At 65.5% G+C, this 15226-nt stretch carries 17 protein-coding genes; 11 read left to right on the top strand and 6 right to left on the bottom strand.

Going from position 1 to position 15226, the window contains the following annotated elements; all coding sequences use genetic code 11:
* Positions 1 to 30 precede the first annotated feature (30 nt).
* Genes ACGYLD_RS11445 through ACGYLD_RS11430 form a run of 4 tightly spaced genes read right to left on the bottom strand, consistent with a single transcriptional unit; the run spans position 31 to position 3611 of the window.
* The gene (locus ACGYLD_RS11445; RefSeq protein ID WP_271692022.1) at positions 31 to 1767 is read right to left on the bottom strand and encodes a SulP family inorganic anion transporter; all 1737 of its coding nucleotides are present in this window, start codon (positions 1765 to 1767) and stop codon (positions 31 to 33) included.
* A gap of 50 nt (positions 1768 to 1817) precedes the next feature.
* Entirely contained in the window at positions 1818 to 2735 is a 918-nt protein-coding gene (locus ACGYLD_RS11440; protein WP_271692021.1) for an MBL fold metallo-hydrolase, read from the bottom strand.
* Positions 2735 to 3175 carry a DUF6691 family protein gene (locus tag ACGYLD_RS11435; RefSeq protein WP_271692020.1) on the bottom strand — a complete coding sequence of 147 codons (441 nt, stop codon included), beginning with the start codon at positions 3173 to 3175 and terminating at the stop codon, positions 2735 to 2737. Before ACGYLD_RS11435 ends, ACGYLD_RS11440 begins: the two co-directional genes overlap by 1 nt.
* 1 nt (position 3176) lies before the next feature.
* On the bottom strand, positions 3177 to 3611 hold the full coding sequence (locus ACGYLD_RS11430; protein ID WP_271692019.1) for a YeeE/YedE family protein: 435 nt from the start codon (positions 3609 to 3611) through the stop codon (positions 3177 to 3179).
* A gap of 92 nt (positions 3612 to 3703) precedes the next feature.
* Between ACGYLD_RS11430 and ACGYLD_RS11425 the strand changes: the two genes are divergently transcribed.
* The gene (locus tag ACGYLD_RS11425) at positions 3704 to 4009 is read left to right on the top strand and encodes a helix-turn-helix transcriptional regulator (RefSeq protein ID WP_271692018.1); all 306 of its coding nucleotides are present in this window, start codon (positions 3704 to 3706) and stop codon (positions 4007 to 4009) included.
* A 27-nt stretch (positions 4010 to 4036) separates the two neighbouring features.
* On the opposite strand, the gene ACGYLD_RS11420 is transcribed toward ACGYLD_RS11425, so the two are convergent.
* Entirely contained in the window at positions 4037 to 4495 is a 459-nt protein-coding gene (locus ACGYLD_RS11420) for a beta-lactamase hydrolase domain-containing protein (RefSeq protein WP_271692017.1), read from the bottom strand.
* Between the two features lie 279 nt (positions 4496 to 4774).
* Here ACGYLD_RS11420 and ACGYLD_RS11415 point away from each other — a divergent pair, with 279 nt between their 5' ends.
* Genes ACGYLD_RS11415 through ACGYLD_RS11395 form a run of 5 tightly spaced genes read left to right on the top strand, consistent with a single transcriptional unit; the run spans position 4775 to position 7628 of the window.
* The gene (locus ACGYLD_RS11415) at positions 4775 to 5221 is read left to right on the top strand and encodes a hypothetical protein (RefSeq protein WP_271692016.1); all 447 of its coding nucleotides are present in this window, start codon (positions 4775 to 4777) and stop codon (positions 5219 to 5221) included.
* On the top strand, positions 5221 to 5907 hold the full coding sequence (locus ACGYLD_RS11410; RefSeq protein WP_067264877.1) for a MotA/TolQ/ExbB proton channel family protein: 687 nt from the start codon (positions 5221 to 5223) through the stop codon (positions 5905 to 5907). The genes ACGYLD_RS11415 and ACGYLD_RS11410 overlap by 1 nt, the downstream gene beginning before the upstream one ends.
* Positions 5900 to 6277, top strand: coding sequence for a biopolymer transporter ExbD (locus tag ACGYLD_RS11405; RefSeq protein ID WP_082852071.1), 378 nt, complete (start codon positions 5900 to 5902; stop codon positions 6275 to 6277). The genes ACGYLD_RS11410 and ACGYLD_RS11405 overlap by 8 nt, the downstream gene beginning before the upstream one ends.
* Positions 6278 to 6279: 2 nt before the next feature.
* The gene (locus tag ACGYLD_RS11400) at positions 6280 to 6669 is read left to right on the top strand and encodes a biopolymer transporter ExbD (RefSeq protein ID WP_271692015.1); all 390 of its coding nucleotides are present in this window, start codon (positions 6280 to 6282) and stop codon (positions 6667 to 6669) included.
* Positions 6666 to 7628 (top strand): TonB family protein, encoded by a 963-nt coding sequence (locus tag ACGYLD_RS11395; RefSeq protein WP_271692014.1) that lies wholly within the window; start codon positions 6666 to 6668, stop codon positions 7626 to 7628. Before ACGYLD_RS11400 ends, ACGYLD_RS11395 begins: the two co-directional genes overlap by 4 nt.
* A gap of 16 nt (positions 7629 to 7644) precedes the next feature.
* Here the strand turns inward: ACGYLD_RS11395 and ACGYLD_RS11390 are convergent, their stop codons facing one another.
* Complete coding sequence (locus tag ACGYLD_RS11390; RefSeq protein WP_271692012.1) at positions 7645 to 8979, bottom strand: aspartate aminotransferase family protein; 1335 nt, start codon at positions 8977 to 8979, stop codon at positions 7645 to 7647.
* A gap of 173 nt (positions 8980 to 9152) precedes the next feature.
* Here ACGYLD_RS11390 and ACGYLD_RS11385 point away from each other — a divergent pair, with 173 nt between their 5' ends.
* The 5 genes from ACGYLD_RS11385 to ACGYLD_RS11365 all read left to right on the top strand — a co-directional run bounded on the left by ACGYLD_RS11385 (position 9153) and on the right by ACGYLD_RS11365 (position 15094).
* On the top strand, positions 9153 to 10160 hold the full coding sequence (locus ACGYLD_RS11385; RefSeq protein ID WP_271692011.1) for a BMP family protein: 1008 nt from the start codon (positions 9153 to 9155) through the stop codon (positions 10158 to 10160).
* Positions 10161 to 11708, top strand: coding sequence for an ABC transporter ATP-binding protein (locus tag ACGYLD_RS11380; protein ID WP_271692010.1), 1548 nt, complete (start codon positions 10161 to 10163; stop codon positions 11706 to 11708). It begins immediately after the preceding gene.
* The gene (locus ACGYLD_RS11375) at positions 11698 to 12747 is read left to right on the top strand and encodes an ABC transporter permease (protein WP_394402606.1); all 1050 of its coding nucleotides are present in this window, start codon (positions 11698 to 11700) and stop codon (positions 12745 to 12747) included. The genes ACGYLD_RS11380 and ACGYLD_RS11375 overlap by 11 nt, the downstream gene beginning before the upstream one ends.
* Positions 12747 to 13691 carry an ABC transporter permease gene (locus ACGYLD_RS11370; protein WP_271692007.1) on the top strand — a complete coding sequence of 315 codons (945 nt, stop codon included), beginning with the start codon at positions 12747 to 12749 and terminating at the stop codon, positions 13689 to 13691. The genes ACGYLD_RS11375 and ACGYLD_RS11370 overlap by 1 nt, the downstream gene beginning before the upstream one ends.
* A 122-nt stretch (positions 13692 to 13813) precedes the next feature.
* Positions 13814 to 15094 carry an amidohydrolase family protein gene (locus ACGYLD_RS11365; RefSeq protein ID WP_271692006.1) on the top strand — a complete coding sequence of 427 codons (1281 nt, stop codon included), beginning with the start codon at positions 13814 to 13816 and terminating at the stop codon, positions 15092 to 15094.
* Positions 15095 to 15226 lie beyond the last annotated feature (132 nt).

Below are 15226 nucleotides of genomic sequence, written 5' to 3'. Positions count from 1 at the left end.
CGCGCAGCGGGCGGCGCGGTTCCCGAATATTTACCCTGCGGCGTCACCGGGGGTGTTTGCCAGCGCACAGGCCGCCTCATGCTGGCTGAGAAAGACCTCCCCGGTCAGCTCGTCAAGGAAATGGCTCCGCTTCAGCCGATCCATCACCGGGCCTTTCACCTCGCTCAAGTGCAGGCGGATGTCGGCGTCCTTCAGCCGGGTGTTGATCGCCTCGAGCGATTCCAGCGCCGAGAGGTCAATCTCATTCACCGCCGGGAACATCAGCACCACATCCGTCAGGTCAGGCTTGTCGGCGGCATATTGAGCCAATTGATCCTCCAAGAACCGCGCGTTGGGGAAATAGAGGCTCTCGTCCACCCGCAGGCTCAGCACATGGGACTGGGTCTCGACCTCGTGGCGCAGCACGTTGCGGAAATGCTCGGTCCCCGGCACCCGGCCCACCACGGCCATATGCGGGCGGGAGGTCTTGTAAAGATGCACGAGGATCGAAGTCACGACGCCCGCGCTCACCCCGGCCTCGACGCCGAAGATCAGCGTCAGCAGGATCGTCACGCTGACGGCGGCGAAATCGGCGTGGCTGAAGGCCCATGCGCGCTTCAGGATGGAGAAGTCGACGAGGCTCAGCACCGCGACGATGATCGTGGCGGCCAGCGTGGCCTTGGGAAGGAAGTAGATCAGCGGCGTCAGGAACAGCGCCGCCAGCGCCAGTCCGGCGGCGGTGAAGGCTCCGGCGGCGGGGGTCTCGGCGCCCGCGTCGAAGTTCACCACCGAACGCGAGAACCCCCCGGTGACCGGAAAGCCCCCGGTAAAGGCCGCGCCAAGGTTGGCGCTGCCGAGACCGATCAGCTCCTGATCCGGGTCGATCCGCTGGCGTTTCTTTGCGGCCAAGGTCTGCGCCACGCTGATGCTCTCGACAAAGCCGATGACCGAGATCAGCAGCGCCGGGACGAAAAGCTGTGACAAGAGCTCGGGGGAAAAGGAGGGCAGGTTGAGTGGCGGAAGGCTCTGCGGCACTTCCCCCACGATCGCAACACCCCGCGCACCCAGATCGAAGCCCCAGACCGCCAGCGTCGTGGCCAAGATCGCCAGCACCGGCCCGGTTTTGGCCCCGATATCCGCCATCCGCGGCCCCAGCCCCATGCGCCGCAGCAGCGGTTTCAACCCGCCGCGCACCCAGAACAGGAAGGCCGTGGCGGCCAGCCCCAGCCCGAGGGTGATGACATTGACCTCCCCCAGATGCGCCCAGAGGCTGGACAGGATTTGCGGCAGGGTATGCCCTTCGGCCTCGATCCCCAGAATATGCCGCAACTGGCTGGCAGCGATCAGGATGCCGGAGGCGGTGATGAAGCCCGCGATCACCGGATGCGAGAGGAAATTCGCCAAAAACCCCAGCCGAAACAGCCCAAGCGCCAGCAGCATGGCACCCGACAGAAAGGCCAGCGTCAGCGCCGCCGTGACATAGCCCGCCGTGCCGCTCTGCGCGATCTCGCCCACCGCCGCCGCCGTCATCAGCGAGACCACGGCCACCGGCCCCACCGCCAGCGCGCGGCTGGTGCCAAAGATGGCGTAGAGCACGATGGGCGCGATGGAGGCATAGATGCCGGCTTCGGGCGGCATGCCCGCCAGTAGAGCATAGGCCAGCGATTGCGGGATCAGCATGATCGTCACGATTACCGCCGCGATCATATCCCCGGTGAACTGGCCGCGGTCATAGCGCCGTCCCCAGTCGAGGATCGGCAGGTAGTGCGAAAGCGAAGGGAGAGGCATGGGCGGCGATCCGTCAGATAGGGGCGGCCCCGAGGGGCCACCCGGTTGGCTCAGTCGAAACGGTTCACGGGCAGTTTCAGGTAGTGATGGCCGTCACCCTCCGCCGGAGGCAGCCGCCCGCCGCGCAGGTTGATCTGCAAGGCAGCAAGGATGCGGTTGGGCAGCGACAGGGTCGCGTCCCGCTTCTGACGGCGCTCGATGTAGTCCTCGCGCTTGGTGCCATCCTTGACGTGGATGTTATGGGCGCGGTGCTCGTCCACCGTGGCCTCCCACTGCGGTTCATTGCGCTCATCGGTGCCGTAGTCATGGCCGATGTAAAGCCGTGTGTCGCCGGGCAGGGCGAGGATGTCTTGGATCGACTCCCACAGTTCTTCCGTCGTGCCGCCGGGGAAATCCGAGCGCGAGGTGCCGGCATCGGGCTGCATCAGCGTGTCATGCACAAAAGCCGCATCGCCACAGACATAGGTGATCGACCCCAGCGTATGCCCGGGCGACAGCATCACCTTGGCGTCAAGGTCGCCAATCTTGAAGGTCTCGCCCTCCTGAAACAGGTGGTCAAAATCGCGGTCCGGGTCAAAGGCATCGGGCATGTTGTAAAGATCGGCCCAAATCTTGGCGATCTCGGGCACCAGTGCGCCGATGGCATTGGGCGCGCCCGTGCGCTCTTTCAACTGGGCCGAGGCCATGACGTGATCCGCATGGGGGTGGGTATCCAGCACCCATTCCACGTTAAGGCCATTTTCCTTCACCAGATCAAGCACCTGATCCATGCTTTCGGTGGTGAACTTGTAGTTCTTCGGGTCGAAGTTCCACACCACGTCGATCAGCGCGGCCTTCTTCGTCGCCGGATCGGCGCAGATGTACTGGATCGAGCCGGTGTCGGGTTCATAGATGCCCCAGACATCGGGGCTGCCAGCTCCGGTCGAAGGGGAGTGGCGCACGACGGGTGAATTGAGAGGGTCGCTCATCAGGCTGGTCCTTTCTTGGTTATAGAGGTCAAATCAGGGCTGTGCCGGGCAATCCACATGCCGACCAGCATGAAGGGGACAAAGATCAAGGTGCCGCTGGCCGCGATGGGCAGGGCGGTCAATGCCGGGCCGGGGCAAAAGCCGCCCAAGCCCCAGCCGATGCCGAAAATCGCGGCGCCGGTCAGCAGTTTCGGCTCAAGATCGTTGCGGGTGGGAAGGCGGAATTTATAGTCGAAATAGGGGGTCTGACGGCTGTGGAACAGCCATGCGAACCCCGGTGCCGTCACCGCGATGGCGCCGCCCATGACAAAGGCAAGGCTGGGATCCCATGTGCCGAAAACGTCGAGGAAGTTCAGCACTTTGGCCGGGTCGGCCATGCCGGAAACGATCAGGCCTATGCCGAACAGAAGGCCGGAGAGGAGAGCAAAAAGCTGTTTCATGTCACCCTCCGATCACATGGCGCATGACAAAGACGGTCACGAATGCCGTCGCCATGAAGGTCACCGTCGCCACGATCGACCGCGCCGAGCCACGGCTGATCCCGCAGACCCCGTGGCCCGAGGTGCAGCCATTGCCATAGGTCGCGCCAAAGCCGACGAGCAGCCCGGCCACGGCCATCAGGACGGGGTTCGAAGGCACCCATTGCTGCGGCCAGCCACCCGACACGAGCAACCAAAGCGGGGCAGCCAACAAAAGACCCAACACAAAGAAGAACGAGACACCCCGCGCTTCGCCGTCGCTGTCACGCGCGAAGAGCCGAGAGGTCAGCCCGCTGATCCCCGCGATGCGGCCGTTCGTGGCCATCAACAGCACCGCCGAGGCCCCGATCATCGCGCCGCCGCCCAGCGACAGCCATGGTGTGAATTCGGTTTCCATCTCTCAACTCCTTACGGCCGGCCAAGCGGCTGGCTTGTGTCAGACTGGAAACCAGTATATATTACGCTCTCATAATATTCAATGATGCTAATATGAAAAACACGGACGACTTTCTGGATGGCGATATCGCCGGGGCTGCGGCGCTCATGACGATGCTTGCGTCAGAGGCGCGGTTGCAGATCCTGTGCCGTCTGATCGGTGGGGAACGCTCGGTCGGGGATTTGGCGCGGGCCTGCGGTCTGTCGCAATCCACCATGTCGCAGCAGTTGAAAAAGTTGAAAGACGCCGGTCTGGTCGACAGCCGCCGGGCGGGGCAGACGATCTTTTACCGCGTCAAGGGGCAGGAGGCCGTGGCCGTTCTGGAAACGCTGCATGGCCTCTACTGCGCGCAAAAGTAAAACGCCCGGCAAAGCCGGGCGCTTCTCTTACGCTTTGCTATCTGCGTAGGATTTAACCAACTGACCGATCTTCTCTTCAGTCAGGTCGATGCCGCGGGCCTTGCCCTCCTGCAGGGCCGTGTCACCGTCCCAACCCTTATCCGCCGCAAGGGCCATCAGGGTCATCGCCCCCGCACGTTTGCCCGAAGCGCAGTGCAAAAACACCGGCTGGGGCAGGTCGTCCAGTGACTTGCGGAATTCATCCACCGTCTCGGGGCCAAGGGTGTCTGGTGTCACCGGATGGTGCAGGTAGTTCAACCCCAGCTTCTCGGCCACCAGCCGCTCTGCATCGGGGGAGAGGCCGCCTTTCTCATCCGAGGCACGGAAGTTCACCACCGTTTTCATCCCGGCCGAGGCCGCCTGCTCCAGCGCTTTTGCGTCCGGCGTGAACAGAGCCACGTTATGGGCAGGGTCGATGGTCGCGATCTTTTGGCTGTCGTCGGTCATTCTGGCCTCCTTCTCTGCGCGGATGCAGTCGCCCGCGCGTGGTGGTTTCAGCGGCCCAACCCCAACCCGGCGCAACTGTTCCCCGCTTGGCAGAACGGGCCGCGCTGCGCAGATATAATCTGAGTATTAAAGTCAGGATTGTCACCGCCGCCCGGTTTTGCTAGGCAGCAGACAGAAATTCCGCTTGGCGCAAGAGGTGCTGCGACGATTCTGCCCCGCTGTGGCAGGCGCCCCAGACCTGCGCCGTGATCAAAGACAAACCCATCGGGAGCCACCCCCATGCCGCATTTTCGTTCCGCGTTCCTCGCGGCCCTGTCCCTGACCATCGCCCAAGGCGCCGCCGCCGAGACGCCCGCCGCGACCCCGGCCAGCGCCTCGCCCGAGCTCAAGGTCGAACTGAACGCCGCCGACACCACGGAGGCCAATTGCAAGCTGACCTTCCTCATCACCAACGAGCTTTCCGCCCCGCTCGACAAGGCGGTCTATGAAACCGTGCTGTTCGACCGCGAAGGCACCGTGAACCGGCTGACGCTTTTCGATTTCGGCGAACTGCCCGTTGGCCGCCCGCGCGTGCGCCAATTCGTGGTGCCGCAGACCACCTGCGAGAACCTTGGCCGCATCCTCTTTAATGGCGCGCAAAGCTGTGACGGCGCGGGGATCGAGGCGGGTACCTGCGAAAGCGCGCTGGCCCCGGCAACCCGGACCGAGATCGAGGTGCTGGGCTGATGGATCAACTTGACGCGCTGCTGACCCCGCTGCGGGGCATTGCCGAAACCGGTGGCCCGGTGGTGGTGATCCTGATGGCCGTGGCCGTGCTGACCCTTGCGGTCGCGCTTTATAAGACATGGCAGTTCCGCGCCGCCGCCGTGGGCCGCCACCGGGCGCTGTCCGAAGCGGTCAACGCATGGGAGCGTGGCGATGCCGCCGCCGCCCGCGCGGCGCTGGGCCGGTCGAAAAGCTACCTCGCCCCGGTGATCGAATTGGCCATGTCCGCGCCTGAGGCGGGTGCCTCTCGCTTGCAGGCCGAGGCCGAGATGCGTTTTGCCAAGCTAGAGCGCGGCTTCCGCCTCCTTGATTCCGTGGCGCAGCTTGCCCCGCTCTTGGGTCTCTTCGGCACGGTTCTGGGCATGATCGAAGCCTTCCGCGCCTTGCAGGATGCGGGCTCTCAAGTGGACCCGTCGATCCTCGCCGGTGGCATCTGGGTGGCGCTTCTGACCACTGCCGTGGGGCTTGTCGTGGCCATGCCGACCGCGCTGGTGCTCAGCTGGCTTGAGCAACGCATGGAGAACGAGCGCGTCATCGCCGACAAGGCGATCCTCACCGTGCTGCATCCGGGCCAGAACGCGGCCCCTGCCGCTGCGCCCGCCGCCACCCCCTTTGCCGCCGCCGCGCCCCGGCCAGCCCATGGCTAGGCCACGCCGGCGGCGCAACCGCCTCTCCATGACCTCCCTGATCGACGTGATCTTTCTGCTGTTGTTGTTCTTCATGCTGACCTCGACCTTCTCAAAATTTGCCGAGATCGAATTGGCCGCAGCGACATCCGGGGCAGGGGCCGAGACGGGGGCGAAACCCTATTTCCTGCAACTGACCACCGAGGGGCTGCGCCTCAACGGCGATGCGCTGGCGCTTGAGGCGCTGACCGCCAGCCCCTTGGCCGAAGCCGAAGAGGGCACGCCGCTTCTGGTCTCGCTCGGGGCCGAGGTTGAGGCGCAGGCGCTGGCCGATCTGCTCATCGCGCTGCGCGCCCTACCGGGGCTCAGCGTCTCGGTTCTGGAGGGCTGACCATGCGACCCATCGCCAAGGCCAAACCGCAACGCGAACCGACCATCGCGCTGATCAACATCGTCTTTCTGATGCTGGTCTTCTTCATGGTCGCAGGCACCCTGTCGCAGCCGCTCGATTCCGATCTCAACCTTGTCGAAACCCGCGAGCTTGAGGGGCGCGCCCCGCCCAATGCGCTGGTGGTCCATGCCGATGGCCGCATGACCTACGCAGGCCAAGATCGCGCCAGCGTGGCCGATTTCATCGACGCGCTGCCCGAAGAGGAGCGCGACACCGTGCGGCTTCTCCCCGACCGCGCGCTGCCCGCCCGTCGCCTTGTCGAACTGACCCGCGAACTGCGCGGGGCAGGGGCCGCGCGCGTCATGCTTGTCACCGAAAGGGCGCTGCAATGATCCCCCGTTCCGGTCTCGTCAAAACCCTGTCCATCGGCGTTGCCGCCAGCCTCGTCGTAGGCGTGTCGCAGCTTGCCCAAATCGACGACAGCGCCAAGATCGCAGGCGGCGGCGCGCCCGCCGCGGCCCAGCTTGGCACGCGGTTCGAGGATATGGCGGTCGGCACATTGGATGCCGAACCGGTGGAAGAGATCACCCCAACCCCCGAACCCGAACCGGTGGAGACCGCAGAGGCCCTGCCGCCGACCCCCGCGCCCGAGCCCACGCTCACCCCCACGCCCGTCGCAGAGCCGGTGCAGACGGTTGAGGCCGAGCCGATGCCCGTGGCCCCGCCCGCCGCCGCGCCGACAGAGACGCCGGTCTTGCCCGCCCTGACCCCGGTCGAAACCCCGCCCGAGACGACTGAGGCCACGCCAACCATTACGGCTGCCGCCCCGGTGCCGCCGGTCGAAACCCTCACCGCTGAGGCCGAGGATGACGCGCCGCGCCTGTCGCAGCGCCCGCAGCGCCGCGACCCCGAACGCGCCGCCGAGGCCGCCAAGAAGGCCAAGCCCAAGCCACAGCCGAAACCCAAGCCCAAACAGACCACGCGCGGCAATGCAAAGCGCAACAACACCAAGGGTGCGCAGACGGCCAGCCGCGCGGGCAATGCCGCACAATCGGGCAGCCGCCAGCGGGCCGCAGCGCCTGCGGGCAATGCGGCGGCCAGCAACTATCCCGGCAAGGTGATGAGCCGCATCGCCCGCGTCGGCAAGCCGCGCGTCCGTTCCCGCGGGACGGCTGTCATCGCCTTCTCGATCGGTGGGGGCGGGCAGTTGGCAGGGGTTCGCGTGGCCCGCAGCTCAGGGTCGGCGGCGCTGGATCAGGCGGCGCTTGGCATCATCCGCAAGGCCGCCCCTTTCCCGCGCCCGCCCGCCGGGGCGCGGCGCAACTTCTCGATCCAGATCAAAGGCCGGTAATGGGCAGGCGGGGGGCTCAGCCCTCCGCGATCACCCCGTCGACCGCGGTGCCCAGCATCTCGACCGTCATCTCGATTTCCTCGGGCGGGGAGGTGAAGGCCGGGGCCAGCAGAACGTGATCCCCCGCCGTGCCATCGGCGCAGCCCTGCGAAGGGTAGCAGATCATCCCCGCCTCCATCGCCGCGCGCTGGATCTTGCCCGCAAGGTTGCGGCTGACGTCAAAGGGCGTCTTGCTGTCGCGCTCGGCCACCAGTTCGATGGACCAGAACAGCCCCCGCCCGCGGATGTCGCCGACATGGGCGTGCTGCCCGAAGCGGTCGCGCAGCGCGGTTTCCAACTGCTGCCCCCGTATGCGCACCGCGCTTAGCAGATCACGGCTCTCGACCTCTTGCAAAACGGCCAAGGCGCCCGCCGTGGCCACCGCGTGGGACATATAGGTGTGCCCGTTCCACAGATTGCCGCTGCCCGCCATGATCGCCTCGATCACGCTTTGCCGCGCCATCACCGCCGCGATCGGCTGGTAGCCCGCGCCGAGGCCCTTGGCCATCGTGGTGATGTCGGCGCAAATGCCTTCCTGCTCCAGCGCGAAAAGGCTGCCGGTGCGCCCCATGCCGCACATCACCTCATCGGCGATCAAGAGCACGCCGTGGCGATCGCAGATCTCGCGCACATGTTTGAAATAGCCCTCGGGCGCGGGCTGCGAGCCGAGCGAGGCGCCGACCACCGGCTCGGCCACGAAGGCGGCCACCGTCTCCGGCCCCAGCTCGACAATCCGCGCCTCCAACTGATCCGCCAGCCGCCGCGCAAAATCCGCCGCGCTCTCGCCGTCGCGTTGCAGCCGGTAGGCATAGGCGGCGTCGATATGTTCCACCTCCATCAGCATCGGCGCAAATGGCGCCCGCCGTCCGGCATGGCCGCCCACCGCCAGCGCGCCGAGCGTGTTGCCGTGATAGCTGGGCTTGCGCGCGATGATCTTGGCGCGGCCCGTGTCGCCGCGCTCCAAATGATACTGCCGCGCGAGCTTCAGCGCCGCCTCCATCGCCTCGGACCCGCTGCCCAGATACATCACACGGCCCTCGCCGGTGCCTTCAGGTGCGCGGGCGATCAAATGGTCGGCCAAAGCCTCCGCCGGGGCGTTGGTGAAAAGACCGGTATGGGCAAAGGCGAGCTTGTCCATCTGCGCGGCGACGGCGGCGCGCACGGCGGCATTGTCATGCCCAAGGCTTGATACAGCCGCACCGCCACAGGCGTCCAGATAGCGCTTCCCTTTGTCATCAATAAGGAAATTTCCTTCTCCGCGTACGATCACAGGTTGCGTGGCGCGCAGGTTACGGTGCAATACATGGCTCATCGTAGAATCCGATCCTTGGGGTCGACCCTATTTACCGCTTCGCCTGCTGACTGCCACATTAATCAGCACAAGGCGCCTATTCGGAAAAGCTTGGGCTGACCTAGGGTCAGGAGAAGCTTGACAGGTAAAATATTTTATCAAACGGTAAAATGCCTAATCAACGGGGGATAAAAATGACACAACGCAATTTCACACGCCGCTTCCTATTGGGCACGGCGGCCATGCTGGCGGGTGCCAGCCTTTTGCCGCAGGGCGCGCTAGCCGCCGAGCCGATCAAGGTGGCGGGGGTCTACACCGTGCCGGTGGAACAGCAATGGGTCAGCCGCATTCACAAGGCCGCCGAGGCCGCACAGGCGCGGGGCGACATCGAGTACACTTTCACCGAGAATGTCTCCAACACCGACTACGCCCGCGTGCTGCGTGAATATGCCGAGGCCGGCAACCAGTTGATCGTGGGCGAGGTCTTCGGCGCCGAGGCCGAGGCCCGCGAGGTCGCCGCCGATTACCCCGAGGTTGCCTTCCTCATGGGCTCCAGCTTCAAGCAGGACGCTGCGCTGCCGAATTTCGCGGTCTTCGACAATTACATTCAAGACGCGGCCTACCTCTCGGGCATCGTAGCAGGGTCGATGACCGAGAGCGGCAACATCGGCATGGTCGGCGGCTTCCCGATCCCGGAAGTGAACCGCCTGATGCATGCCTTCATGGCCGGTGCGCAGGAAATGAACCCCGACATCAAGTTCCAGGTCAGCTTCATCGGCTCCTGGTTCGACCCGCCCAAGGCCAAGGAAACCGCCTTCGCCATGGTCGAGCAGGGGGCCGACGTGCTCTATGCCGAGCGGTTCGGCGTCTCGGACGCGGCGCAGGAGAAGGGCGTGCTGGCAATCGGCAACGTGATCGACACGCAAGCCGAATACCCCGAGACCGTCGTCGCCTCCGCCCTGTGGCATTTCGAGCCGACGCTCGATGCCGCCATCGCCGCCGTCAAGGCGGGCGAGTTCAAAGCCGACGACTACGGCCGCTATTCCTTCATGGCCGAGGGCGGCTCTTCGCTCGCCCCTCTGGGCACCTTCGAGGGCAAGGTTCCGCAGGAGGCGATGGACCTCATCGAGGAGCGCGAGAAGGCGATCCGCGACGGGTCCTTCACGGTCGAGATCAACGACGAAGAGCCGAAGTCCAACTAAATGACCGATCAAAACCCCGAGGCGCAGGTGGTCCTGCGCCTTGATGGCATTACCAAGCGATTTGGCAAACTCACCGCCAATGACGCGATCAGCTTTGATCTGCGGCAGGGCGAAGTCATTGCCCTGCTGGGCGAAAACGGCGCGGGCAAGACCACGCTGATGAATATCCTCTTCGGCCACTACACGCCTGACGAGGGCAATGTCGAAGTGTTCGGCGAGCGCCTCCCCGCCGGCAACCCCCGCGCCGCGCTGGCCGCCGGCGTCGGCATGGTGCACCAGCATTTCACGCTCGCCGACAATATGTCCGTTCTGGAAAACATCGTCCTCGGCACCCGCTCGATCTGGCGACCCGGCTTTGGCCGGGCGCAGGCGCGGCAGAAGATCGTGGCATTGATGGAGGACTACGGGCTGCGCGTGGACCCCGATGCGCAGGTCGGCAGCCTCAGCGTGGGCGAGCGGCAGCGGGTCGAGATCCTGAAAGCCCTCTACCGCGAGGCGCGTATCCTGATCCTCGACGAACCCACGGCGGTGCTGACCCCGCAGGAAACCGAAGACCTCTTCGCCACCATGCGCAAGGCCGTCGCCCTTGGTCTCTCGGTCATTTTCATCTCCCACAAGCTGCACGAGGTCATGGCGATCTCCTCCCGCGTCGTGGTGCTGCGTCACGGCAAGCTGGTGGCCGAGGCCAAGACCGCCGAGACCGACCGCGCCGCCATGGCGCAGATGATGGTGGGCAGTGAGGTCGCCGCGCCGGTCGTGCGCCGCGCCGATCCCGGTGCCGCGCTGGTGACGCTTCAGGGTGTCTCGACGCCCGACGTCGGCAGCGCGCCGGGGCTGAAGAATGTCGATCTCGAACTGCGCGCGGGTCAGATCACTGGCCTCGCCGGGGTGTCCGGCAACGGACAGACGGCGCTTGCTGACCTGATCGGCGGGCTGATCCGTCCTGCCTCGGGTACGTTTCACGTGAAAGGCGACGCCCCGCGCGGCTGGTCGCCCCATGCCGCCATCGGCGCGGGCATCGCCCGCATCCCCGAAGACCGCCATAAGACCGGCACCATCGCCGATTTCGACCTCACCGAAAACGCGGTCCTTGAGCTTTACTCCCGCCCCGGTTTCTCCCGTCACGGCTGGATGAACTGGCGCGCCGCCCGCGATTTCGCCACCAAGATCATCAAAGGCTACGACGTCCGCTGCCCCGGCCCCGAGACCCGCATCCGCCTGCTCTCGGGCGGCAACATGCAAAAGCTGATCCTTGGCCGCGTGTTGGAAACCACCCCCGCTGTGGTGCTGGCCAACCAGCCCGTGCGCGGCCTGGACATCGGGGCGCTGACTTACGTGCACGAACAACTGCTCGCAGCCCGCGATCGGGGGGCGGCGGTGCTGCTCATTTCCGAAGACCTCGACGAGGTGACGGCGCTGTCGGACGTGATCCATGTCATCTCCGAAGGCCGCCTCTCGCCCCCCTTCGCCCGTGGCGCGCTCACCCCCGCCGAGCTTGGCGTCTGGATGGCGGGCGATGGATTCGAGGAGACCTCCCATGCGGCTTGAACCCGTCGCCAACCCCACATGGACCCGCTCGCTGGGCCTGCCCGCGCTGGCGCTGCTCGCCACGGTGGTCGTCGCTTCACTGCTCGCGATGATCGCAGGTGCGCAGCCCTTCTCGGTGCTGGGCCTGATCATCAAGGGTGCCTTCGGCTCGAAATTCGCCCTGCTGGAGACGCTCAACCGCGCCACGCCATTGATCTTCACCGGCCTCGCCGTCGCCGTCGCTTTCCGGGCGAAGCTGTGGAACATCGGGGCCGAAGCGCAGCTTTACATGGGCGCGGTGGTCACCGTGGTGCTGGGCACCGGCGCGCTGGCATGGCCCAGTTTCGCGCTGCTGCCGACGATTGCCCTCGCCGCTATGCTCGCCGGGGCCGCGGTGCTGCTGATGCCGACCTTCCTCAAGACCCGCTTCGGCGTTGATGAAGTCGTCACCACGTTGCTCTTAAACTTCGTCGTGCTGCTCTGGGTCTCCATGCTGCTCGAAGGCCCGCTGAAAGACCCGATGGGCCTCGGCTGGCCCAAATCCGCCCGGCTGATCGGGGAGGCGCGTTTGCCGCGCATCGCCGAGGGGCTGCGGCTGCACTGGGGCTTCGGCCTCGCGCTGATCTCGGCGCTTGTCGTCTGGGTGATCCAGCGCCGCAGCACGCTGGGCTACGAGATGCGCGCGGTGGGGCTGAACCCCGCGGCGGCGCGTTTCGCGGGCATCCCGGTGAACGCCGTGCTGATCAAGACGGCGCTTCTGTCGGGTGGCCTCGCCGCGCTGGCGGGCTTTTCCGAGGTGGCGGGGCTCAAGGGCAACCTCACCTTGGATATTTCGCCGGGCTTCGGCTACACCGGGATCATCGTCGCCATGTTGGCGCTGCTGAACCCCCTGGGCGTGGTGGTCGCGGCGCTTTTCGTCGCGGGCATCTTCGTCGGGGCCGACAGCATGAGCCGCGCGGCGGGCGTGCCGACATACCTCGCCGACATCATGCTGGCGCTGGCCCTGCTGGCGATGGTGCTGGCGATCATGCTCACGAAATTCCGGGTGAGGCGCGACTGATGGATATTTTCGACATTCTCCTTCAGGCGAGCTTCTGGACCGCCGCCATCCGCATCGCCTCGCCGCTGATCTTTGCCGCCTTGGGTGAGTTGATCTGCGAGCGGGCAGGGGTGCTGAACCTCGGCATCGAAGGCATCATGGTCGTCGGCGCCTTCGCCGGCTGGCTCACCGTCTACCTCGGTGGTGGCCTGTGGTTCGGCGTCGCGGTGGCGATGCTTTCGGGCATGGCCTTCGGGCTGGTGCATGGCGTGCTCACGGTGCCTTTCGGCCTCAGCCAGCATGTCGTCGGCCTCGGCATCACGCTTTTGGCGACCTCGCTCACCTACTATTGCTACCGTCTGGCGCTGCCCGAGGTGACCTCGCCGCCCAAGATCGAGGCTTTCCGCCCTTTGGAAATCCCGCTTCTGTCCGACATTCCGGTGATCGGTCCCGCGCTCTTTTACCAGACCCCGCTGACCTATCTGGCCTTCGCGCTGGTGCTGGTCGTGACGCTGGTGCTCTACCGCACCCCGATGGGCCTTGCCCTGCGCGCGGCGGGCGAGAACCCGGCGGCGGTCGAGGCGCAAGGTCTCAGCGTGTCGGCCATCCGCATCGGCGCGGTGATGGTCGGCAGCGGTCTGATGGCCGTGGGCGGCGCCTTCCTGACCATGAGCGCCTTCAACTCTTTTTTCTTCGAGATGGTCAACGGGCGCGGCTGGATTTGCATCGCGCTGGTGGTCTTTGGCTCGTGGAAACCGGGCAAGACGCTTCTGGGCGCGGTGTTGTTCGCCGCCTTTGATGCCTTGCAAATCCGGGTGCAGCAGACGCCGCTCGGAGCGGATATTCCCTACCAGATCTTCCTGATGGCGCCCTATATCCTGTCGATCCTCGCACTGGTCGTCATGTCACGTCGGGCGCAGGTACCCGCTGCCCTTATGGTGCCGTTTAACAAGGGTGAGCGCTAAACGTTTCGCTATAGATCGCTAAGGGCTGCTCCCGGCCGCGGGTGGGGGTGAAGCCCCCGCCCGGGCGGCCGGGGGCTGCCCGGCCTGCGCCCGGGCGGGGCATAACTGAAAAGGACCAAACTATGTTCGACCTCATCATCAAAGGCGGCACACTTCCCGACGGCCGCACCACCGACATCGGCATCAAGGGCGACAAGATCACCGCCATCGAAGACCTCTCGACCGCCGAATCTCGCGAGACCATCGACGCCAGCGGCGACCTCGTCAGCCCGCCCTTCGTCGACCCGCATTTCCACATGGACGCCACGCTCAGCTACGGCACCCCGCGGATCAACGCCTCGGGCACACTTCTCGAAGGCATCGGCCTCTGGGGCGAACTCAAGCAGGTGATGACGCAAGACGAAGTCAAAGCCCGCGCGCTGGAATACTGCGACTGGGCCGCCTCGCTGGGCCTGCTGGCGATCCGCAGCCATGTCGACACCTGCGATGACCGCCTTTTGGGTGTCGAAGCCCTTCTCGACGTGCGCGAAACGGTCAAGGACTACATCGACCTGCAACTCGTCGCCTTCCCCCAAGACGGCCTCTACCGCGACCCCACGGCGCATGAGAACACCATTCGCGCCCTTGATATGGGTGTCGATGTGGTGGGCGGCATCCCGCATTTCGAACGCACCATGGCCGACGGCGCGCGCTCCGTCACTGCCCTATGCGAGCTCGCCGCAGAGCGCGGCCTCATGGTCGACTTGCACTGCGACGAGACCGACGACCCCCATTCTCGCCACATCGAGACTCTGGCCTATGAGACCCAACGCCTCGGCTTGCAGGGCAGGGTGGCTGGTTCTCACCTCACGTCGATGCATTCGATGGACAACTACTACGTCTCGAAACTGCTGCCGCTGATGGCCGAGGCAGAGGTCGCCGCGATCCCGAACCCGCTCATTAACATCACCCTGCAGGGCCGCCACGATAGCTTCCCGAAACGCCGCGGCCTGACGCGCGTGAAAGAGATGCAGGCCATGGGCATCGACGTCGGCTGGGGGCAGGATTGCGTCATGGACCCGTGGTATTCCATGGGCACGGGCGACATGCTCGACGTGGCCTTCATGGGGCTGCATGTGGCGCAGATGACCTCGCCCGAGGAGATGCGCCGCTGCTTTGACATGGTGACGAATGTGAACGCGCGGATTCTGGGTTTGCAGGACTATGGCCTGAAGGTCGGCGCGACGGCCTCGTTGGTGGTGCTGGACGCGGGCAACCCGATCGAAGCGCTGCGTCTGCGGCCTGACCGGCTTTTTGTGGTGGCCAAGGGGCGCGTGATCTCTCGCCAAGCGCGTAGCGATGCGCGGCTCAGCCTGCCGGGGCGGCCCGACAGCGTGCGCCGCCGCCATAGCGCGCATTCATGAAGACGGGCTGAAAACACGGCCCAAGATCGGCGCCTTGAAACCGGGTGCCGATTTCCTACCTCTGGCCAATTGAACTCCGTCGCACCCGATGCTATGTTAGCGCTAACCGCGCCAATCCGCCCAAAACCGGGC

The organism is Sulfitobacter sp. 1A12056 (genome assembly GCF_043558125.1).
GTDB classification, from domain to species: Bacteria; Pseudomonadota; Alphaproteobacteria; order Rhodobacterales; family Rhodobacteraceae; genus Sulfitobacter; species Sulfitobacter faviae.
Note: the sequence above shows the minus strand (reverse complement) of the source record. Positions and strands in the feature narration are given on the sequence as shown.